Here is a 22836-nt window from a genome sequence, read left to right as displayed (position 1 = left end):
GCGTCCGGTTATCCGGCGATAATGTAATGGTTCACCGGAATTTTCACACCTTCAAATATGGTACCATTTTAGTTTTACTGCGAGATTATTCTCGATAAAGACCGGGGACTCCTTGCTCCGAACTCTCGCGTTCTCCCCCTCTCCCCTTTCCCGGAATACCTTTTTTTTCAAGGAAACCCTTGCCCGGGTGCATACGTATCCGTATATTGCGCGGCTTAATCAACCGGAAGTCCCGGTTGGAAGCGAAGGCTGCTCGTGCCTCGGGCATGCCAAAGCGGATTGTTTAACTTAAATAGAATAAACTATAAGGAGAGGCAAAATGGCTGATTCATTCACTAAGACTGTGTCTGTACAGGATCTGCTCGACGCAGGTCTGCACTTTGGTCACCAGACCAAACGTTGGAACCCGAAAATGAAACGTTATATTCATGGCGCAAAAAACGGGATCTACATCATCGACCTGAACAAAACCATGTCCCAGCTCGAGCTGGCTAAAACCTTCCTGAAGGATGTAATTCTTCGTGGTGAAAAAGTGCTGTTCGTCGGCACCAAAAAACAGGCCCGCGAAATCTTCCAGGAATGTGCGGAAAGCACCAACCAGCCTTACGTGATCTATCGCTGGCTCGGCGGCATGCTGACCAACAATAAAACCATCCGCTCTTCGGTGGCCCGTATGCGCGAACTCCAGAAAATGGAAAAAGACGGCACGATGGACAAACTTCCGAAGAAGGAAGTTTCCGTACTGCGCCGCGAACTTAACAAACTGGAACGCAACCTGACCGGTATTGCACAGATGGACAAAAAACCCGGTGCCCTTTTCGTGGTCGACCTTAAGCGCGAGCATCTGGCGCTGGCTGAAGCCAGACGCCTCAACATTCCGATCGTGGCACTGGTTGACACCAACGCCGATCCGGACCTCGTCGACTATCCGATCCCGGGCAACGACGACTCCCTCCGTTCCATCGGCCTGATCTGCGACGTTCTCGGAGAAACCATGAAAGCCGCCGACGCTGAATACACGGCAAAAGCTAAAGCCGAGCGCGAGGCCCGCGAAGCCGCTGAAGCCGAAGAGCGCGCAAAAGCCAAAGCGGCCCGTGAAGAACGTCAGAAAAAAGAAGCAGAAGACAAGAAGAAGCGCGAAGAAGTGCTGAAGAAAATCAAAGAGCAGAAGAAAAAAGCAGAAGAAGCCAAAAAGGCCGAAGCTGCCGCCGCTCCGGCTGAAGAAGTAAAAGAGGAAGCTCCTGCTGCCAAAGCGCCGAAAGCCGAAGAAGTAAAAGAAGAAGCTGCTCCGGTTGCTGAAGAAGCTCCGGCCGAAGAAGCTGCCGCAGAAAAATCTGAAGAGAAAAAAGTAGACTAACTCTGGAGACTTAAGAAATGGCTATTACCGTAAAAATGATTAAGGAACTTCGCGATTCCACCTCTATGGGGATCGACGATTGCAAAAAAGCTCTCGAGCAGACTGACGGAGACTTCGATGCCGCCGTTAAAATTCTTCGCGAAAAAGGCGCTGCCGTAGCAGCCAAACGGGCTTCCAAAGAAGCCAAGGAAGGCATGGTTGCCGCGATTGTTTCCGACGACGCCAAGTCTGCCGGTATGATCGAAGTGAACTGCGAGACCGACTTTGTTACCCGTAACGAAGACTTCCAGAAATTTGTTGAAGAACTCCGTCAGGATGCCCTGAACCACGAGTCCGACAAAATGGCGGAAGACGTGAATGACAAAATTGAAACCGTTATGGCTGCGATCGGAGAAAAAATCAAACTCCGGCGCAACGTTAAATGGGATGTTGAAGGCACAGGCTCCATCACTTCCTACATTCATATGGGCGGCAAAGTCGGCGTTCTGCTGGAACTCGGCTTCGAAAAGGAAGAAACCGCTGCATCCCCGGTTTATCAGGAACTGGCTAAAGACCTCACGCTGCATGTTGCAGCGGCGGCTCCGGCCTACCTGAGCCGTGATGAAGTTCCTGCTGAACAGCTGGAAGAGGAAATGGATATTGCCCGCAAGCAGCTCGCAGGCAAGCCGGAAAACATTATGGAAGGCATCCTCAAAGGCAAAGCGAACAAGTTCTACAGCCTGATCTGCTTCCTGGAGCAGGGCTTTGTTAAAGAAGACAAAGTTTCCATCACCAAACTGCTGGAAGAAAAAAGCAAGGAACTCGGCGACACCATTACGGTCAAGCGCTACGTCCGCTACCAGCTCGGCGCATAAGTCTGATTTTTCAGACCGATCAAAAGCCCGTCATTTCGACGGGCTTTTTTTGTGCCACAGGCTTCATACAGGGACAAAAATGAGTACGGCTAGCAGCCTGTCGGAGTTAAAACACTGCCTGACTGCAAAACTACGAAAGACTTTTCTGCTGAAGCCAAATAATTCATCTCGATGCAGGATTTAACCCGGGAAAACGCGAGAATAGGTCGCGCCAAGGCCTTGGCGTGCTGTTTTGCGGTTCGGAGCGGTCGTTCCGGGGCGCACCTTCCCGATAGGGTGAAGATTTTCTTTAGATTGTAGCTGAGGCAGACGAGGCTCCATTCGGTTTCGGCCTTCTCTTTCCCTCGCATAGAGAACCGGCGGAAGCCGAGGACTTCCTTGATGATCCCGAAGACGGGCTCCACGGTCTGCTTACGTTTTTTATAGAGTGCTTTGCCTTCGGGCGTATTGAGGCGGTGGGCCATCTGCTCCTTTGCGGATGCGTCCGGCGGCGGCGCAAGGGCGATGGATTGTTTTTCAAGATCGGCGACGCTGACGTGGTGTCCACTTTTGGCCATGGCGCAATAAACGCTCGGACCAGCGTTGGCCTCCGCTTTCCTGACGGCGTCTTCGCTGTAGTAGCCGGTATCGGCAAGAACGTTTTCCGGATCGGCAACCTCGGCAGGGATGCTTTCGAGCACGGGGTTGAGTTGCTGCTTGTCGTTGGGTGCGTCGGTGACGAGCTGGCCGACGATCAGATAGGTTTCGGTATCGACTGCGGCCTGTGCGTTATAGGCCTGCTCGAAGTGGTTTCCGTTCCCGGCTTTCATGATCCGGCTTTCGGGATCGGTGAAGTTGTACTGCTTGTGGTCGGGCGGCGTTTCCGATGGAGGCTGGGGCTCCTTGCCGCGCGGTTTGCGTCCATTTCTACGTTGGTCGTCGCGCCTGGATTTCTTCTTTTCGTAGTCCGCTTGTTTCTGCAGGTGTTCTTCTTTGTAACGCTCCTCGATGATGGAGCGGGCTTGCTCCAAGCTCTTGATTCGGTCTTCGCGCCGGACGATTTCGTCTGGAATGCTCAGCCCGTCGTCGAGCGGAACGTTGTCGATTTGTTCGGCTTTGGCCGTGAGTTGCTCAACCTCCCGGCGCAGCAGTTCGATCTGCTCGCCTGCGTATTTATAGCTGACGGCGGAGTGCCTGCTGGCATTGGCCTTGATTTTGGTGCCGTCGATGCTCACGGTGCCGACCTTCTTGAGCCCGGCGGTCTCCTGCGCCATAAGCAACACCTGCACGAAAGCCTTTTCGAACAGCTCGCGATTCGTACGGCGGAACGTGCAGATGGTGTCGTGATCGGGATGCAGGTCGCCCCCGCAGATATAACGAACGATGACATCCGACCAGGATGCCTCCTCAATCACGCGCGAGGAGAAGCGGCCTGTAGCGTAGCAATAGATGAGCAGGGTCAGCATCATGCGCGGTGGATACTGCTCGTCGCCGGTTCCCCGCCGGTTGACGTGGAAGTTTTCGCTCGGAAGCCGTTCCACGGCATCAATCAGAAAATGAACGATGTGGTTCTGAGGAATCCAGTCGCGAAGATCCGGCGGTAAAAGCATCGGGGTATTGCGGTCGAGGTTTTTGAGTCGAGTAGCCATAAGTCTAATCCGTTAAGACTAAACCAGTCTATCGTAGGTGCCTTAAATCTAAAATAGATAAGTCCGACAGACTGCTAGGTTCCCACATTCTTTTTCACTGTACGCCAGTCGAGGCCCGTCCGACGCGCCACCTCTCCATAATTGCCGTAAACCGCATAGAGCTCCCGGCAGTATCTTTCCACCAGTTCCTTAGCTGTAACGTTTCCGGATGACATCGCCTGTTCCAAAGAAACCTCTGTATGCGATTCCGCAGCGGCATCGCCGGTATACGATCCCGTAATCATAATACGGCGTATCGCCTGCTCCAGCTCGCGCACATTGCCCGGCCAGGCATAGTTGTGCCCCACATTCTCCTTGAGCTTTGCAAGGATTGGATATTTCAGCTCCGTCCCGCAGATCCGTCCCATCAGATGCCCGGCAAGCAGCTCCAGCTCTTTCGGTGTCTGCCGGATCCGTTCCCGCAATGGCGGCACCGTGATGATGTCGGAACAGAGCCGGTAATAAAAATCATCACGAAACTCACCCGCGCGCCGCAGTTCATCAATCGACTTATTCGTAGCGGCGATCACCCGCCCGTTAAAACGCAGTTTTTCATGACTGCCCACCGGTGAGAATGTCCGCTCCTGCAACACCTGCAGCAGCTTGATCTGAATCGGAATACCCACATCCCCGATTTCATCCAGAAAAATAGCCCCATGCGCACTGCACCGCGAAAAGATGCCCTCATGCTTTTCAATCGCCCCGGTAAACGCGCCTTTTCGGTGCCCGAACAGCTCCGATTCAATCAGCGACGCCGGATACTGTGAAAGGTTGATGGAAACAAACGCGCGGGTAAAACTCTCCTCGAATTTCTGCGCAACAGGATTAAACGGAATATAACCCGACCGCCCGATCGCTGCTGCAGCAGCCCCCTTGCCCGAACCGGTCTCCCCCAGCAGCAGGGTGGAAAAGTCTTCCATGCGGTCCCATAAACCCGATTCATACCACGCAATTTCATGCGTAAAAATATTATCCCAAAGCCGGGCCCTCAGCTTTTTCATCGCTGGCGATGCACCGATCAAACCGGTTGAAATAAAATAATACGCACGGCGAATCTGATAAAACATCGCCACATAGCGCCGCGCATCTTCACGGCCGAACCCGAACCCGACCAGCTCCTCCAGACACTGGAAGGCAAAAGGTGCCCGGAGCGACTCATCCCCCGCCCTGATCTGCTCCTCGATCAACCGGTCAAACCGCTCCATATAGCGATGAAAAACATGAAACAGAATACTGACTCCCACCGCCCAGGCATCCTCGCCTCCTTTACGATCAATCACGATATCACCGGATCGCCTAAGCTGCTCAATTTCTTCTTCCAGCTTCATCAGCAGCGGCTGAAGCACGGAATGCCAATCAACCGTCTCATCCGCCCCGACAATCTGCCGGTCAATATCCACTCGTTTGTCGCTGAACGGATTACTGAACGCCGCCTGCGATACCATTCTGAAGAAGTTTATATTCATACATATTATGTATATTAAACATTCAATTATTGTCCATTCATATAAAATAGCAAAACCGGATAATTTACATTAACCGTTTGTTTCCAGACTGTTACAGCACATCCATTTTCGATGGCATATCTCGTGCATTAGGGGCTCCCGTTGAACAAAAATCTTCAGGAGCGGAAATGAAAAATACATTCAAATGGTTAAATATCAGTCAGTTCACCGGAGCCTTTAACGACAATGCCTTCAAAATGACCGCCGTTATAGTTCTGATTTCCCTTTTAGGTGACCGGAGCCTGCCGACAGTCATTGCAACCTGCTCAGCGCTCTTCGTCACCCCCTTCATCCTGTTCTCCAACACGGCCGGTGCGCTGGCCGATCGATTCAGTAAAAAAAACATCATCATTGTCAGTAAATGGATGGAAGTCGGCCTGCTGACAGTTTCCATTCCCGCCCTGCTTTCCGGTCTGGCTTGGCCGATCTATGTACTGCTTTTCCTGCTCTGTTGTCAGAGCGCCCTGTTCGGTCCGGCCAAACGCGGCATTATTCCGGAACTGGTGAAAGATGAAGATCTCTCCCGCGCCAATGGCTACCTGACTGCCGCCACCTACGTCGCCATCATTCTGGGCACCGCACTGCCTGCACTGATGATCGGCTATCTCGGACGCAGCTCCCTGCTGGTTCTGACGGTCTGTGCAGCCCTTGCACTGATCGGTGCATTTGCTTCGTATAAAATGGCCGATGTTCCGGCCTTTGGAAAAACACGGAATGCGTCACCGTGGATTATCCCGGATGTCGTTCATGCGCTAAAATCACTCAAAGACGACGACTGGGCCAAACAGGCGGCACTCGGTCTCGTGCTCTTCGGCGGCATCACAGCACTATTTCAACAGACTCTCGTGCTCTATGGCCGCGAAGTCCTCGGCATGACCGTCGAACGCGCCCCCATGCTTTTCCCGCTGGCCGCCGTCGGCATTGGCATCGGCGCCCTGCTGACGGGAAAACTCTCCAAACATACGATTGAAATCGGCCTGATTCCCGTCGGCGCCCTTGGCGTGATGCTCAGCGCCATCGGCCTGTCCTTCGCCGCCGGACCAATCGTGATCGGCGGATGGATTGTCCTGCTCGGTATGTGCTGCGGCATGTATCTGGTTCCGCTGAACGCCTTCCTGCAGAAACACATACCGGCTGACAAACGCGGCGCCGTGTTCGGAGCCACCGGCTTCCTGAGTTTCTCCACCATGGTCGCGGCTTCAGGACTGTTTTATGTTCTCACCGCCGTCCTTCACATAAACGCCCGCGGCTGCGTTCTGGCGACCGGACTCATCGCTGCAGTACCGGCTGTAATCGCCTGCCTGCGCCTGCCGGGCTTCTTCACGCGCTTCTGGCTGATTCGCCTAGTCAAGCGCCTCTATAAAATCCGTTTCCAAGGATTGGAAAATCTACCGCGTGAAGGCGGAGCCCTGCTGATCTGCAACCACACCGCCTATGCCGACGCCCTGCTGCTGCAGGCCGCCACCGGCCGACCGATCCGGTTTGTCATGTCGCGCGATGTCTTCAAAACCTGGAAATGGGCCTACCCCTTTTTCAAACTCACCAACTGCATTCCGATCCACACCTCCGACGGTCCCCGCGCCCTCGCCCGCTCGCTCAAAGAAGCTCGTACAGCCATGGAAGCCGGTGCCATTGTAGGGATCTTTCCGGAAGGCGCACTGACCACCAACGGCAATCTGATGAAATTCAATAAAGGTTTTGAGAAAATCGCCCACAACAGCGGTTGCCCGATCATTCCGGCACATATCGGCAACATCTGGGGCAGCATATTCAGTTTTAAAAATGGAAAACCGGGCTTCCGCAAACCGGAACAGTTCCCCCGTCCGGTCTCGGTTCGTTTCGGCAAGGCGCTACCGACCGATACCCCGGCCGATGAAGCCCGCCGCGTCATTGCCGAGCTCGGTGCCGACTATGCCCGCGAACAGAGTCTGAAACCCGGAAACACGCTTCCTCACACGTTCATCGCCCAGGCCCGCCGGAACTGGTTCCGCCCGGCAGCCTCGGACACACTCGGACAGCAGGCGTCCTACGGAAAACTGCTGATCGGGGCCGTCGCGCTGGCCAACCGGTTAAAAGCAATTACGGATAATCAGAGAAATCTGGGCATTTTCCTGCCGACCTCGGTCGGGAACGTCATCAGCAATCTTGCCGTTACCCTCTCCGGAAAAACGACCGTAAACCTGAACTGGACAGCCTCCGCCGAAGCTCAGGCCTCAGCAATACGTCAGGCTGAAATAAAATATGTTATCACCTCGCGCCGTTTTGTCCGGAACATGGAACAGCCGAAGCTTCCGGTACATTGGCTCTACCTGGAGGATCTGCTGAAAAAACTGACGCCAGCTGAAAAATTCCGCGCCGGTCTATCCGCGCTGTTCGCCTCTCCGAAACACCTGGCCGGTGGACGCGAACCGCAACCTGAGGATATTGCGACTCTGATCTTTTCCTCCGGAACCACCGGCACGCCGAAAGGAGTAATGCTCAGCCACGCCAATATACTTTCAAATGTGGAATCCACGCAGGCCGTCCAGGATTTCACAACCCGGGATTCCATGTGCGCCGTTCTTCCGTTGTTTCATGCATTCGGCTATCTCGGCCTGATGTGGTGGCCGCTGCTCAAAGGCATTCGGACCGTTTATCATCCCAATCCGCTGCAGACCACCCGTATGACCCGGTTGATCAGAGAAGAAAAACTCACAGCGCTGCTGGTTACACCGACCTTCCTACAGGCATACGCCCGGAAAGCAGCGGCCGATGATTTCCGATCGCTGAAACACGTCATCACCGGCGGCGAAAAACTGCGCACCGATGTGGCCGTCGCCTTTAAAGAAAAATACGGAATACAGCCGATGGAAGGCTACGGCTGCACCGAACTTTCGCCGGTAGCATTGCTCAGCCTGAAAAACGGACACCGAGCCGGCAGTGCCGGTCAGCCCCTGCCGGGCATCGCCGTCCGCATCGTTGATCCGGAAACGTTTGAACCCCTGCCGGATGATACCGAAGGGCTGATGCTGATCAAGGGACCGAATGTGATGCAGGGCTACCTCAATCAGCCGGAACGAACTGCCGATGTGCTGAAGGAGGGCTGGTATAATACCGGCGACATCGCCAAAATGGATTCATCCGGTTTCGTCTACATCAACGGCCGTCTTTCCCGTTTCAGTAAAATCGGCGGAGAAATGGTGCCGCACGGTATGATTGAGGAGGCACTGCAGCAGGTTGCAGATACCGAAGAACCCTGCGTAGCCGTAGTCGGAGTTGAAGATCAGACCAAAGGCGAACAGCTGGCCGTCTGCTACACTCCGGCCGCTGGTGACCCTGAAACACTGATTTCCAAACTCCGGGGTCTTGGACTTCCTAATCTGTGGATTCCGCGCGCTGCAAACTTTTTCCACCTGCCGGAACTACCGACACTGGGCACCGGAAAACTCGACCTTCAGTCACTTCATAAAACTGTGAGGGCATCATGAAAAAACAAATTGCAACCTCTCCGTTTCTGCTATACCTCATTTGCGGATTGTGCTGTGGCTGTACAAAAGACAAACCCTGTGCAACCAGCCCCGAAACCGTTGTCCTGCTGCACGGACTGGCCCGGTCCGGCAAGGCAATGAATAAGCTGGAAAGAAAATTGACGGCGGAAGGATACAACGTGATCAACGTCGACTATCCTTCCACCTCTGCCACAATCGAAAAACTGACCCACGATATTTTCCGGTCACTGGAACCGGATATCGACGGAACGAAGACGGTCCATTTTGTGACGCACTCTATGGGTGGACTGATCCTGCGCGAGCACCTGGAGCATCACACGCTTCCCAACCTTGGCAGAGTCGTCATGCTTGCCCCACCGAGCCGCGGCAGTGAAGTAACTGACAAACTCGGCAACGTCTTTCTTTATCAATGGATCAACGGTCCGGCCGGGGATCAGCTGGGCACAGGAACCGACAGCCACCCGCTCCGGCTGAAGGATCCGGAGTTTGAACTGGGCATCATTGCGGGCGACCGCTCGATCAACCCGATTCTATCCATGCTGATTCCCGGACCGGACGATGGCAAAGTCGCAATCGCCCGGGTCCGCCCAGAAACGTACAGCGACTTTCTGCAACTCCACACCACGCATACCACAATAATGTGGAATAAAGAGGTTATTCAACAAACGATCCTCTTTCTTAAAACCGGTCGTTTCAGGCCTCCATCACCCCACATATCAAACCATTCCATGCAGTATTAACAGACTTACGCCATATCCGGTTCTCATCCCTTCAATTTGCGCGGCTCACCAAAAAGAGGAAGACAGAAGGCTTCCGTGCAAAGACGGAAATGATCCGGCGGCACACCTCTGAATTTAAGCATTTTCGGGAAATGCCATTTGGGAAAATTGAAATAAGTAAATAGGGGCTCGAAGCCGTATTTCACAGAACATCTCCTTCCATCCGGACACAAAAAAAGCGCTCCGCAGAGCGCTTAAAGTGGTGGTGGGAGATGGATTCGAACCATCGAACTCGTAGAGGGCAGATTTACAGTCTGCTGCGTTTGACCGCTTCGCTATCCCACCGGGATTTCCTCGAAAGGAGCGAATAACATACCCGAATTTTTTTCATTGTCTACTGTGATTTTAAGAAAAAGTTCGGTTAATGTTTCCAACCTATGAGCTCATCATCAAAACCCATTATCTGTTGCGGATTTACGCCATGCATCCAAAGAATCATTACATTCAAAAAAATTGAAAAAGGGGCGGTCAACCGGGCGGAATCGGTTACGACCGGCATCGGAGGGAAAGGAGCCAATGTGGCCCGGATGGTTCATCAGCTCGGCGGATGCGCTGAACTGATTGAATTTATTGGAGGAGCCAACGGACGGCAACTCGAACAGCTGCTGGATGCCGAAGGAGTCAACTATCGCCATATCGAGGTCGAAGGCGAAACGCGCATCTGTCAAACGCTGGTGGAAACGGGGAATCCCGACTCCACGGAACTGGTGGAAGAGATGCCCCCTATCATTGCAAAGGACTGGAAAAAGGTGCTCGATCTTTTCCGGACGCTGGACCGTTCCGGCACCTGGACAACACTTTCCGGGAAACTGCCGGCCGGTGCGCCTCTGGACGGATATGCAGAAATCTGCCGTCTCGTAAAAAATGCGGGCGGAAAGCTGATTATTGATACTCAGGGTGAACCGCTGTTGCAGACTCTACAGCACCATCCCGAACTGATTAAAATCAACAGCCACGAGCTGACTGCTGTCACGGGGACCGATGACATCCCCGCCGGTTGCAGAAAACTGATCGAACGTGGTGCCCGGGCGGTCTTTATCAGCCGGGGAAAACAATCCTCGTTTTATTTTGATGCCGTTCGGTCTCTGGAAATTTTCCCACCGGAAATCCGGGCCATCAATCCGATCGGCAGCGGTGATGCCGTCACGGCGGGCCTGGCGTTGGCTTTCAATACAGGCCGTTCTCTGAAAGAAGCCCTTGTACAGGGTATGGCGTGCGGAGCGGCCAATGCACTGAATCTGATTTCAGGATATCTTATTCCGGAAGACGTTGAACGCCTGAAAAATGAAATCCGTGTGAAGATGGGCGTCTGATCTATATTCCGTCAGGAAACAGATCTCCGAGTCTGGGCACCTGTCCGGGGCGCGTTTGTTTCGGAACCGTCTTTCGCGCATCCATATTGCATTGCGCAAGGAATTCCGGGCACGACATCACCTGCGCCCCATCACTGAGCACCGTATTGGCCTCTGCACGATCGGAGGTCACCACAAGAATTTTTCCGGGAGCAGGAAATTTAGCCACCAGCCGCTCGATCACAGTATCTGCAGTATGTTTTCCCGGAGAAAAAAATATTTCGAGATGCTTCGACGTCAGCGCCGCATCCTGCCCCTGCTCGCGGCCGTCGAAAACAATGGTGGTCTGCGGGGCCATGCGGTGAGCGGTCGCTTCAACCATACGAACCAGTTTATGCCGTGCCAGCCCGATTTCGCCATTCAGCAAAACCTTCAGCTCTGCAATGCAATGCAGTAGATTATAGCCATCAATAATGAGCCATTCCGGACGCATTATCTTCTCCGCAGCCAGTTAAGAATCGAATGTTTATTCTCGAGCAGTTTCGTCAGTCGGCGTCTGAATTCCTCTTTAACGGCGAGCCCCTGGTTATAAATCAGTTCCGTTTTATGAAAATCGAGCAGTTCCGCATCCACCAGCGGAATACGCAGAAAGATATCCACCGGATGCGAAATACGCTTTTCTTCGGCAATCGTGATCATCATCACTTCGTAAGTATGAAAAATGGCCTCAATGGGATTCGGAACTTTTGTTTTGGGTTTGGAGCTCTCCCCCATCACATCTACGGCAATACGAATATCACACTCAGAGCTCAGCAAATCCAGCGGAACATTATTCACCAGTCCGCCATCAACCAGCACCTGGTCGTTCATACAGATCGGAGTGAACACATAGGGAATCGCCATACTGGCGCGGATGGCCGGAAGCAGTTCACCCGAACTGAACACCACCTGTTCATTCCGCCAGAAATCAGTGGCCACGGTTTTGAGCGGAATCTCCAGTTCTTCAAAAGTGGACACACCGATTTTTTCATAAAGAAAATTGAGCAGCTTCTCCCCCTTGATCAGTCCCTTCGGTTTAAGACTCAGATGGGGATCGAACAGCTCAAGAAACTTAAAATTCTCATTCGGTTTAAGAATCGTCTTAATGCCGTTTTTTTTCGGAGCAACAAAAAGGGTGCTGATCATTTCATGAATCTCTTCAGCAGTGTTTCCCGATGCATAAAGCGCCCCGATAATAGCACCGATACTCGTTCCCGAAATATACGAAGGTTTAATGCCGAGCTCATCGAATACTTCAAGTACCGCCAGATGCGCAAATCCTTTAGCACCGCCGCCCCCCAAAGTCAGTCCGATCTTTTTCATGGCAAAACTATGCAGAACTTTGCGACGGACTTGAAAGCCTATTCTTCCGGGATCGCATCCTGCTCCGCTGTAGACTCCTAAAGCAGCGAACAGATTTCGTCGGTTGTATCCGTATCAAGTCGGATCGGCTTGCCGGCCTCGACCGTAACCGTCTCCGCCGCCTGCGCACATTTTTCCACCAGCGGAGCCCAGTCGAAAAAGCCTTCATATTTTTCGCATTTTTTAAGCGACGGCGAAGTACTTGGATACTTAGGAACAAAAACCGTGCAGCAGTCCTCAAACGGACGGATGGAAATATCATAGGTATCAATCCTCCGCGCCGTCTCCATGATATCAACCTTATCCATACAGGCCAGCGGACGAATCACCGGAAGATGGGTTACGGCATTGATTGCCCACATGCTGTCAGGTGTCTGCGATGCCACCTGTCCCAGACTTTCCCCGTTCGCCAGCAGACGGATTTTTCGGTCATTCGCAATATGCTCCGTTACCCGGTACATCATGCGCCGCATCACCGTCATGCCATAGCTCTCCGGCACATTATCAAAAATCGCCCTCTGCAGTTTCGTAAACGGAACGATGTGAATCAGCATTTTTCCACGCGGAAGATAATGCGCCATCTTTTCCGCCAGATCATAAACCTTCTGACGGGCCCGGACGGTGGTATACGGCGGAGACTCGAAATGGATACCTTCCACCACAAGCCCGCGTTTCATCATGAAATAGCCGGCCACCGGCGAATCCAGCCCGCCCGAAAGCATCAGCAGCGCCCGCCCGTTCAGACCGATCGGAAGCCCGCCCGCCGCCGGCCGCACCTCCGAAACAATCAGCGTCTGATGCTCCTTCACAAAAACACGGATCACCAGATCCGGCTGTTTGACGTTGAATTTAATTGATCCTTCCGGCGCATGCGTACCGACATACTGCGCAACCCGCTGGGAAATTTCGATGGAATTGAGCCCGAACTTTTTCCAGTTGCGCTTCGACTCGAACTTAATGCTTTTCCTGTTCTTACACGCACGGATTGCCGCCGGCAATGCGGTTGCGCAAATGGCGTCCATATCGGATTCACACATCGTGCCCAACGCATAGGAGTGGATACCGAACACCAGGTCAAGCTGCTTCAGCACGGACTCGCAATCCGTTCCATTCAGCATCACCATAAAATGATCACGTTCCTTTTCCAGTTTCAGCTCCGGAAAACCGGCGAGCTTGTTTTTTGCGGTTTGAAACAACCGGTCAACAAACCGCTGTCTGTTTTTCCCCTTCAGAAACAATTCTCCGAGACGAATTAATATGGCGTCATATTGCATTTAAAATTCCTGTATGTTCATTCCGACTGCGTTCAGCGGAGCATTTCAATGATAGTGGACAATGTAGCGCAGAGTGTGTCGACTTCTTTCTGCACAGTGATTGAGGCCAGGCTGATGCGAATACTGTGCTGCGCACGCTCCGGACTTCCTGTCACAGCCCGCACCACCCCGCTTTCGATCGTCTGCCGGGCCGAGCAGGCTGACACCGTCGAAATATAAATGCCCTTTTCCGATAACCCCTGAAGAATCGTTTCCGGTTTAATGCCGGCCACCGAACAATTAATGATATACGGTGACCCCTCATCTATCGAGCCGTTGATTTCAACATCCGGAATTTCTGTAAGTGCTTCCACAATCCGACATTTCAGCCGGCTCACCTTCGCCAGCTTTTCATCCCAGTTTTCCAGCGAAAGCCGAAGTGCCTTCGCCAGCGCCGCGGCACGCGCCGGATCCGCCGTACCGGAACGCAGCCCGAATTCCTGACCGCCGCCATACAGCAATGGTTTAAAGACCATCTTTTCCGGAAAAATCAACGCACCCGAACCCTTCAATCCATAAAATTTATGCGCGGAAAATGTCAGCATATCCACCCGGAGTTTACTCAGATCAACCGGCAGTTTCCCCACCGACTGAGCCGCATCGACGTGAAATACCGCATTGGAATTTTCCTTGATCAGCTTTCCGAGGGTTGGCAGATCATTAATCGCGCCGACCTCGTTGTTCACATGCATCAGCGAAATCAATGTGGTATCCGGCCGCAGCGCCGCCTTCAGCTCCTCAGGATCAACCGTCCCGTTATCCAGAACCGGCAGAAGCGTTACTTCAAACCCCTCACTTTCCAGAGATTGAAAAACCGTCAGGACCGAAGGATGCTCCACCGCCGATGTAATCAGGTGCCGCCCCCGCGATTTAAACCGGTTCGCCGCCCCGCGGATCGCCATGTTGTTCGATTCCGTCGCTCCGCTCGTAAAAATACAGCGGAATCCGTTTTCCGCCCCCAACAAAGAAAGCACCTGCACGCGCGCCTGTTCCAGCAGCTGCTCCGCCCGCATTCCGGGGCGATGCAGCGCATGCGGATTCGCCCAGAAATTGCGATTTACAGCATCAAAGGTTTTCAGCACCTCATCATCCGGAGGCGTCGTTGCAGCATAATCAAAATACATGACAGTTCCCCAAAACCGCGCAACTTAGCGAACCACGCCGGGATTTCCAACCCTGGATAGATTATTTCCGAATCAGCTTCCCTGCATTATCCGGAGAATTCTATTCAGCAAATTTCTTTTCCGCCGAAAGACAGAATGCCATCAGCGAAATCAGCACAAAAACAAATGCGGCGAAATATGCCCATGGATTATCAATAGCATAACAATCGAGCAGATAGAACGGGGCAAGAGCGTAGACACAGATAAGCAGAAAGACCGGGATGGCCAGGGGGCGCGCCAAATTGATGGTCCAGCCGATACGGGAACGCCTGCGAATAATAATGCGCCTGTCGGATGGATTGATATAAATCTGCCCCAGATACCAGCAGCCTGAACCTATGGATGGATCCTGTTTCATTTTCACTCTCCCCTACGCTCCGGATTTTCCTCGCAGCTGTGAGGCACACAAAATCTCACGCACCTGAGAAGACGTGGTTAAACTACAAACTCAAACGCGAATGTCACACCCAATTATTTACCCGGTTCAATATAAATGTAATAGGCGGCTTTGCAGGAGCCGTCATTCATCGTGAACCAGGATTCGATCCGCTGCAACCCCGCCCCAAGCCGGACTTCAAAAACGATTTCCTGATCGCTTGCTGAAACCGGAACCGTTCGGTCAAATCCGCCGATTTTAAGACGTGCACGTTCAACATTGAACGCCTTATCGTTTATAGTTTCCACAAAATGGGTTTCGGGTTTCTGCGAATACGTTTCCGGAAGAGCGCAGATCGCCAGCCCGGATTCGCGCGGCCAGCGGCGCAGTGCGATTTCATATGTTCCCGGTTTTTCCACATCAATCATCGTCCAGCCTGTTTCCGCACCTTCGCCCTTGCGCACAGAGCGCTGACTGTAGGCCACATTTCCTCCGAGATAATTCTGCGCGGAAATCATAACCACCCGTTGTTTTTCCGGATTGATGACAAACGGACAGAAAACATCCTCGTCGGCCGAAACCGCCTCCCACCAGTTCTCATAGGCCCCTTTCAGCTGCTCCGTTTTTTCCGGATGCTGGGCGGCGACATTTTTCCGCTGCGACGGATCATTTTTCAGATTGAACAGCTCAGCTTCACCGGTCAGCCTCCAGCACCCCTGCATGACAGAAAAATCCTTGTATTTGATCAATGGGCCGTCCTTTACAGGACTGCCGAAACGCCCTTGATCATGTACAACCAGTATGCGATCCGGAGCCTTCCCAGTTCTGAAGGATTCGGCCAATGAAGTGCCATCGAACGGTAACGCTGAGGTATTTTTAAGCCCGCACCAGTCAATAAACGTCGGCAGCCAGTCGATATGCGCTGTAAGACCGGTTAAATCGTGACCGCCGTCAATTCCTCCGGCCGGCCAGCGGACCAGACAGGCCGCCCGGTGTCCGCCTTCGTAGTGCGAAGTTTTGGTGCCGCGCATACCGGCATTGTAACCGCTGTTTACCCAGCCGTCGCGGCCATGCGGACCGACATAAGCCCCACCGTTGGTTCCGTTGTCATTCATGAAAACCACAATCGTATCGCGTTCGAGGTCCAATACCCGAAGCTTATCCATAAGACGACCGATATTTTCATCGATACTGACGATCATCCCATAAAATGCCGAGCGTTTCGGATCATGATCCTTTTCAAACGGTTTGCGGTATTTTTCAGGAACGTGCAGCGGACCGTGCGGCGCATTGTAGGCCAGATAACAGAAGAACGGGCGCTCTTTATTCCGCTCCACAAACTGCATCGCCTCCCGGGTCCAGACATCGGTACAATAGCCTGTTACCTTTTCGGGTTTTCCATTTCGGAAGTAGGTGTCGTCATAATAATTGTTGTTCCAATAGTCCGGCGTTTCAGCAATCACGCCGCCGCCATGGATAAGCGATTCATCAAATCCGCGGTCATTCACACGAAACGGATAGGCATCGCCCAGATGCCATTTTCCGAAAATAGCGGTTCGGTAGCCGTTGGCTTTGAAAACATCCGCCATGGTGGTTTCATTGCGACGCAGATGATGCCGGCTGCCATAAGTCAGCCACACACCGGTTTTTGCGGAATAGCGGCCCGTCATCAGAGCCGCACGGGTCGGCGCACAGGTGGGATCCACATGAAAATCCGTAAGCCGTACACCATCGGTATAAAGCTGATCAATCTCCGGCGTCCGGATATACGGATTCCCATGGCACGACAGATCGCCATAGCCCTGATCATCGGTAACAATCAGCAGCACATTCGGCATCCGCGCCGACGAAAACATCACCAGAATAAACAGCGAAAGAACCGGCCCAACGAATCTCCTCATAGCTCCCTTTCCTTATAACACAGAAAGATCAGCATACACAAAAGGTGATGCGGTTGAATGGTTCTTTAGACTTAAAGGCAGCAGGAATCCGATGCGCCCGGGAGTGGTGTATTCGTTTTATTCTGATTAGAACGGGCGGTGCTGGCCTTTGGCATTCATGCGCACCCGCTGCTGTTTCGGGGCCGGTGGATTTTCCAGATAAAGGCTGTACCATTGATCCCCGAAACCGACATTGGAAAAACTTTTCGCACGGTTGTTGGAAAGCATCTCCCAGTTGCGGTTGATGGTTTCGTTATACATTTTTTCTTTAGCTTTCGCCAGCAGGTCGCGCGCTTCGTCGGGCTTTTTCTCTTTCACCAGAATCCAGGACATCAGACCATACAGCAAGGCTCCACGATCATCACGGAACCAGCGGATATGACGCTTAAAGGTTTTCTCTGCACCGGCGATATCTTTATTGGCATACTGCCGCGCCATTTTCATGGCCACCAGCAATGGATCGGACAGCACGGGACTCGACATAAAACCGTTCTTGAGAATTTCATCCACCTGATCAAATTCCTTCAGCTGATAGAGAAATTGAAGACGCATGGTGGCAATCTGCTTACCCATGAGGATATTCCACTTTTTATACGCCTCGAATTTCGGAATAAAATCCAGAGCCTGCCGGAACAGAGCCTGCTGGTCGGCCTCAAGCTGTTTCTGGATCAGGCGCGGATTACCACCGGGCTTGGTCTGAAACTGGTGGATTTTATGCTGGATCTTTTTCTGCCCGGCCGCAAGTGACTCCTGCATTTCATGATTGATCGCCTTAAATTTGCGACGTGTCAGCAGACTGATCACCACCTGCGATAGAATAAATCCCAGAATGCCGTATGCAATGGAACCGTTTTTAATACCGGCAGCCATACAGGCTCCGCTGATCACAATCCAGATTGCGATGGAAATGAACAAAGATACCATTTCGTAAAGTCCTTCAGTTAAATTCGTTGTACTATCAAAGGGGCGAAGTTATCCAAGAAAATCCGCCCTGAGTACAGCGGTTTCCGCACAAAAAAAAATGAACTCCCCGGGTCCGCAGCGGCAGAACCACAAAAAACGCCCTCTCTAAGGGTACATAACAGCGCACTTCAAAGCGTTTAACAACATCGGAACCACAGATTTTGCTCGCTGAACGGATGGCGACAGAACTCAAAGACTGAAACTGATTTTGATCAGACCGGTGCCGCTTCCGGATCACCTGACCAACGGCTTTCCCGATTTCGCCATACCGGATTTCGATTTTGCTGAACGCATACGGATGAAGAACCCGAGAAATGCCGCAACAGTGGCAAGAATCAGGGCGAAAAGAATCAGTACTTTTAACTCCGCACGGTTGATAATGCCGAGCACGGTCATGACCGCCGCGATAGCCGCCAGTGTTATCGCCACCATTTTTGCAGGCAGGGCGGACGACTCGACCGCTTCCGATTCCTGAAAGGCCTGTTTTGATTCCAGAACCTTCCGCCAGCCCGGCTGTTCATTTTTTTCCACCAGTTCGAGAAGAATCAGCACAACCAGCGGCACCAGAATTCCCGACGTCAGATCAGCAATCCGGCTGTGCGCCGCAATAAAGTCTGAAAGCGGTGAAAGAAAAGAGACTTCGGCCAGGAACCCGTTCGCCGAAAGACCGAATTTTACGACCGCCGCACTGACAAATCCGACCAGCGTTGTTCCCCAGACCGCCTTAATACCGATCTTCTTCGAAAACAGCCCCCAGATCGTAGGCAGCACCAGCGGACCAGTGAGCAGCGTCGTGAGATCAAGAATAAAGCTTGTATACCCGTACCGCGGAATCAGCAGCGACCCGGCAACAACAACTGCGCCCAGCATAACCGTGAAAAGACGTCCCGCAAAAACCATCTGCCGATCTGAAGCATCCGGTTTCAGCAACCGCTGATACACCTCGGTGGTAAAGGCCCCGGCAAATACATTAAGCTGCGTAGTTGCGGCACTGGCGGTGGCCGACGCCATGGCGGCCACCATCAGTCCCATCATACCGGCCGGCAGCACCAGTCTGCACGAAAGAATATAAGCCTGTTCCGCATCCACATCCGGATTCAGCACCCGGAAAACCAGTGGAGGAAGCATCCAGAAAAGCGGGCTGATCAGATACATGGCCCCGAACAGATAGGCTGCCCGACGCGCATCCCGGGCCGACGACACACAGGTAAACCGCTGAACAAACCCCCACTCACCACCGATTTTAAAAAAATGGATTACAACCCATCCGGCCATGAACCACCAGGTGAAATCCGCCGCCACCGGAGAGGTGAATCCTTCCGGTGCATTTTCAATAAACGTTCCCCATCCTCCGGCTTTAATCAGAATCAGCGGAACCACAATCACCACCGAAACCACCAGAATAATAAACTGCAGCACATCTGTCATTAATACGGCCCAGAGTCCTCCCGAAAAGGCAATGGCAATCACCACCAGGCAGAGCAGAACAGATGTAAAAGAAACCGACAGCATACCGGTGGCCGGGTCAGCCAGCAGATGCCCCGGCGGCAGCGGCATCAGAGCACAGATAATTTTGGAAAGCGCATAAATGGAACCTCCCACCGCAAAAATTCCGATGGTACCCTGAAACCAGGTATAGAACTGAACGATCGAAGAACCGAACCGCAATTGCAGAAAGTCCGATGCAGAATTCACCCCGAGCCTGCGCCACAACCCCGCCAGAAGCCAGCCGACCAACAGCGCCGAAAGGCCGTAGCACATATTAATCGCCACCGCGACGAATCCGTATGTATAAGCAATCCCGCCCCAGATCACAAATGTGCCCGCTGAAAACATCGTCATAAATCCGGACAGCCCCGAAACCCACCACGGCGACTGCCCGCCCGCAGCAAACATATCCTTTGAATTTTTCATCCGGCCGGCAAACACCATGCCCGCACCGACAATGCCCAGCACGTAGAGCAGAATTACAATATAATCGAACAGATGCATCTTTTACTTTTTTCCGATCCTTGGAACCGCGCCTCTCCAACCGCCGGAAAGCCGAGCAGCAGTTCTTCTACCAGTTTCGGACCGTGTAGTGCAATGTTCACGGTTTCATCCGGATTGGTTTCATGATCGCTGAGTTCAGTAAAACAGGTTCCTCATCCGGATGCGGTATTTCCTTCCATGCAATCAGGCGGTGCCGCTCGGTACGCACAACATAGCCCATGAGATGTTTTTAAACAGATCATAACCCCACTGCTCCCCCATCTGTTTCTTCATCGGGTCCTCCACTTCCATCAGAAACGAATCGAAATAGATTTCACGCATTGCCGGTCGAATGGGGTTGCTCCCCACTCCCGCAGTACGGGCGATCCGTCCCCCCAACTCCGTGCGCAGATCATCCATGTCAATAAACAGCACATTCGGTTTATTCAATTCATTTTGGCCATAGCTGCGTACACTGCACAAATCCAAACAGCGATGATCCGGTATTTCATAACTTTCATCTTCAAACGTTTTCAGAACAACTCCTGATCCAGCCTTACGGGCAATGATCCCTGCTTGCCTGGCAATAACCTCAGAATTCATAAAATACATATACCGCGTGAATCAGCAAACCAGACAGCTGAACAGGCCGATTATTCCAGCGCGTCTCCAATGTTTCCGGAAGATGATGACAAAAAGCCGCATTTCTTTTACGGAAACTGATATAGCTCACATAATCGTACAGACGTATACATAGACCTATGTCACGGCAATTTGGGTTTAACCGTGAAGTGAACTACTGAAAGGGTTGGGTTATGAAATCACTTTTAACATGCATCATCATTCTCGGTGCACTGGCCGCAGAGGCACGTATTATTAACGTAGCCGATTACGGCATTGTTCCGGGAAAAGACAATACATACGCACTTAACCGTCTGATCGAATCCATCGGAGACGAAGCCGGTGTTACGCTCAGCTTTCCGAAAGGGACCTACGATTTTCATCATGACAACGCACTCGAAATCTACCGAGCTGTTTCAAATCATGATAACAGTCTCAAACGGATGGTATTCCCTCTGTTCGATTCCACGAACATCAGCATCGACGGCAACGGGTCGCTCTTTCTTATGCATGGCCGCGTAATCCCTATTATACTCGAACGTGTTAATGGAGCCACCCTGAAAAACTTTTCTATTGACTGGAAACGGTCCTTCCACGCCGAACTGAAATGCATCGAACGCAACGTCGACAAGCAGTCTGCTGTCTTTGAATGCGACGAAACACGTTATCCGCATAAAATCCAGCACGGCCAACTGCTGTTCGACCGTATGGGGCAATGGGACCCCATCGGTGCCAATATGGTCTGGGACAAAGATACTCATGCGCCTATTTACGACACCGATCGCTACGCTATAAACAGCTGGAAGCCGGTCAAAGTGTCCAAACCCGGAAAAAACCTCATCAAGCTGGAAAAATGTTTCAAAAAAGAGCCGCCGCCGGTTGGTTCCACCCTTGTGGTTTACGGCGTTCATCCCACCAGCCGCCTCTGCCCGGCTATCCACATCACCAATTCAAAAGATATCAAAATTGAAAACGTGACCGTCTACGACGCCGGCGGCATGGGCCTTATTGTGGAGCGTACCGAAAACATTGAACTCAACGGTATGAAAGTGACTTCCGGCAGCGATCGCGTCGTCTCCACCCGGGCTGATGCCACACACTTCATCGGTTGCAAAGGACTGATCAAAGTTGAAAACTGTCTTTTCGAACACATGCTCGACGATGCCATCAACGTTCACGGGGCCTATGTTCCTGTCGCTGAATACCTCGGCAACAACCAGTTCCTTTGTAACATCAGTCACTTTCAGCAATGGGGGCTGCTCTTCGGTGAACCCGGCGATAAAATCGCCCTTATGGACCGCAGCACCGTGCTTCCCGTTTCGGAAACCGTCATTACCGGTCTGAAACTCCTCAACGAACACCGCTTTGTACTCACTGTGGCAGAGGTTCCGGAAAACCTGCCGGAAATTATGTCCGTGGAAAACCTGACCTGGAATCCGGATCTGGAGTTCCGTAACAATATCGTCCGGGAAAACCGCGCACGTAGCATTCTCGTCACCACCAAAGGCAAAGTTCTGATCGAAAACAACTATCTCTCCTCCCAGATGCACGGCATCCTGATCGAAGGCGACAATAACAAATGGTATGAATCCGGCGCAGTCCGCGATGTAACCATCCGCAACAATGAGTTTGTGAATCCCGGTTATGCCCGTGACAACCGTTACCCACTCCTCGCCTCCCCGCTTTTTACAGAAGATCAGCGCATGGGCGAAGGTCGCTACCATCGCAATATCACCTTCGAAAACAACACCATCAGAAGCTTTAACGGCCATCTGGTCGAAGCCCGCTCCGTCGACGGCCTTAGAATTCTGAACAATAAACTGATCTATTCCGACGACTACCCGAAAGCCGAAGAAGGAGAAACCATTAAGCTGGAATACTGCAGCAATGTGGAAATCAGCGGCAATACCGCCACCGGCTTCGACCATCCGATCATCATCACCAAAACCGCCGATACAGAAAATCTTATCGTCGGACAAAACAAAGGTTTTGAAGCTCAGGTCAAAGGCGAAATGACCGCAAAAAAATAACCGCTTTGCGTTGTTGGCGGGCCGCCTTCGGGCGCCCTCATACTGTTGACCCCGTCTTTCGGCGGGGTTTTTCTTTTTCAGAACGAACAGACCGCCGCAGAAACTGCATTTTCCTA

At 52.4% G+C, this 22836-nt stretch carries 16 protein-coding genes, 1 tRNA gene and 1 pseudogene; 6 read left to right on the top strand and 12 right to left on the bottom strand.

Features of this window, described 5'->3' with window-relative positions; genetic code table 11:
* Positions 1-319 precede the first annotated feature (319 nt).
* Both rpsB and EGM51_04420 read left to right on the top strand, forming a co-directional pair.
* Positions 320-1357: a 30S ribosomal protein S2 gene (gene rpsB / locus EGM51_04425; GenBank protein ID QBG46679.1), complete on the top strand. Its 1038-nt coding sequence runs from the start codon at positions 320-322 to the stop codon at positions 1355-1357.
* A gap of 17 nt (positions 1358-1374) precedes the next feature.
* Positions 1375-2211 carry an elongation factor Ts gene (locus EGM51_04420; protein ID QBG46678.1) on the top strand — a complete coding sequence of 279 codons (837 nt, stop codon included), beginning with the start codon at positions 1375-1377 and terminating at the stop codon, positions 2209-2211.
* A gap of 272 nt (positions 2212-2483) precedes the next feature.
* On the opposite strand, the pseudogene EGM51_04415 reads toward EGM51_04420, so the two are convergent.
* Together EGM51_04415 and EGM51_04410 are read right to left on the bottom strand one after the other, a co-directional pair.
* Positions 2484-3839 (bottom strand): annotated as a pseudogene (locus tag EGM51_04415) (DDE transposase).
* Between the two features lie 74 nt (positions 3840-3913).
* Entirely contained in the window at positions 3914-5344 is a 1431-nt protein-coding gene (locus EGM51_04410; protein ID QBG46677.1) for a sigma-54-dependent Fis family transcriptional regulator, read from the bottom strand.
* Between the two features lie 167 nt (positions 5345-5511).
* Between EGM51_04410 and EGM51_04405 the strand changes: the two genes are divergently transcribed.
* Both EGM51_04405 and EGM51_04400 read left to right on the top strand, forming a co-directional pair.
* The gene (locus EGM51_04405; protein QBG46676.1) at positions 5512-8850 is read left to right on the top strand and encodes an MFS transporter; all 3339 of its coding nucleotides are present in this window, start codon (positions 5512-5514) and stop codon (positions 8848-8850) included.
* Entirely contained in the window at positions 8847-9611 is a 765-nt protein-coding gene (locus EGM51_04400) for an alpha/beta fold hydrolase (GenBank protein ID QBG46675.1), read from the top strand. The genes EGM51_04405 and EGM51_04400 overlap by 4 nt, the downstream gene beginning before the upstream one ends.
* 239 nt (positions 9612-9850) lie before the next feature.
* On the opposite strand, the gene EGM51_04395 is transcribed toward EGM51_04400, so the two are convergent.
* Positions 9851-9935 (bottom strand) — tRNA-Tyr (locus EGM51_04395).
* A gap of 92 nt (positions 9936-10027) precedes the next feature.
* Here EGM51_04395 and EGM51_04390 point away from each other — a divergent pair.
* Positions 10028-10963: a hypothetical protein gene (locus tag EGM51_04390; GenBank protein ID QBG46674.1), complete on the top strand. Its 936-nt coding sequence runs from the start codon at positions 10028-10030 to the stop codon at positions 10961-10963.
* A gap of 1 nt (position 10964) precedes the next feature.
* On the opposite strand, the gene EGM51_04385 is transcribed toward EGM51_04390, so the two are convergent.
* The 9 genes from EGM51_04385 to EGM51_04345 form a co-directional block, all read right to left on the bottom strand.
* Positions 10965-11435, bottom strand: coding sequence for a hypothetical protein (locus EGM51_04385; protein QBG46673.1), 471 nt, complete (start codon positions 11433-11435; stop codon positions 10965-10967).
* The gene (locus EGM51_04380) at positions 11435-12304 is read right to left on the bottom strand and encodes a patatin-like phospholipase family protein (protein QBG46672.1); all 870 of its coding nucleotides are present in this window, start codon (positions 12302-12304) and stop codon (positions 11435-11437) included. Before EGM51_04380 ends, EGM51_04385 begins: the two co-directional genes overlap by 1 nt.
* Before the next feature lie 77 nt (positions 12305-12381).
* Positions 12382-13617 carry a tRNA 4-thiouridine(8) synthase ThiI gene (thiI, locus tag EGM51_04375; protein ID QBG46671.1) on the bottom strand — a complete coding sequence of 412 codons (1236 nt, stop codon included), beginning with the start codon at positions 13615-13617 and terminating at the stop codon, positions 12382-12384.
* A 32-nt stretch (positions 13618-13649) separates the two neighbouring features.
* Positions 13650-14780 (bottom strand): cysteine desulfurase, encoded by a 1131-nt coding sequence (locus EGM51_04370; GenBank protein ID QBG46670.1) that lies wholly within the window; start codon positions 14778-14780, stop codon positions 13650-13652.
* Positions 14781-14880: 100 nt separating this feature from the next.
* A complete protein-coding gene (locus EGM51_04365) occupies positions 14881-15177 on the bottom strand; it encodes a hypothetical protein (protein QBG46669.1) in 297 nt (98 codons plus the stop codon).
* A 113-nt stretch (positions 15178-15290) separates the two neighbouring features.
* Entirely contained in the window at positions 15291-17096 is a 1806-nt protein-coding gene (locus EGM51_04360; GenBank protein ID QBG46668.1) for an N-acetylgalactosamine-4-sulfatase, read from the bottom strand.
* A gap of 126 nt (positions 17097-17222) precedes the next feature.
* Entirely contained in the window at positions 17223-18059 is an 837-nt protein-coding gene (locus EGM51_04355) for a hypothetical protein (GenBank protein QBG46667.1), read from the bottom strand.
* Positions 18060-18332: 273 nt separating this feature from the next.
* The gene (locus EGM51_04350) at positions 18333-20090 is read right to left on the bottom strand and encodes a Na+:solute symporter (protein ID QBG46666.1); all 1758 of its coding nucleotides are present in this window, start codon (positions 20088-20090) and stop codon (positions 18333-18335) included.
* Positions 20091-20273: 183 nt separating this feature from the next.
* A complete protein-coding gene (locus tag EGM51_04345; GenBank protein ID QBG46665.1) occupies positions 20274-20681 on the bottom strand; it encodes a hypothetical protein in 408 nt (135 codons plus the stop codon).
* 203 nt (positions 20682-20884) lie between these two features.
* Here EGM51_04345 and EGM51_04340 point away from each other — a divergent pair, with 203 nt between their 5' ends.
* A complete protein-coding gene (locus EGM51_04340) occupies positions 20885-22720 on the top strand; it encodes a right-handed parallel beta-helix repeat-containing protein (protein QBG46664.1) in 1836 nt (611 codons plus the stop codon).
* Positions 22721-22836 lie beyond the last annotated feature (116 nt).

The organism is Verrucomicrobia bacterium S94 (genome assembly GCA_004299845.1).
GTDB lineage: Bacteria > Verrucomicrobiota > Kiritimatiellia > Kiritimatiellales > Pontiellaceae > Pontiella.
The sequence above is the reverse complement of the archived record's forward strand: the minus strand, read 5'-3'. Positions and strand labels throughout refer to the sequence as shown.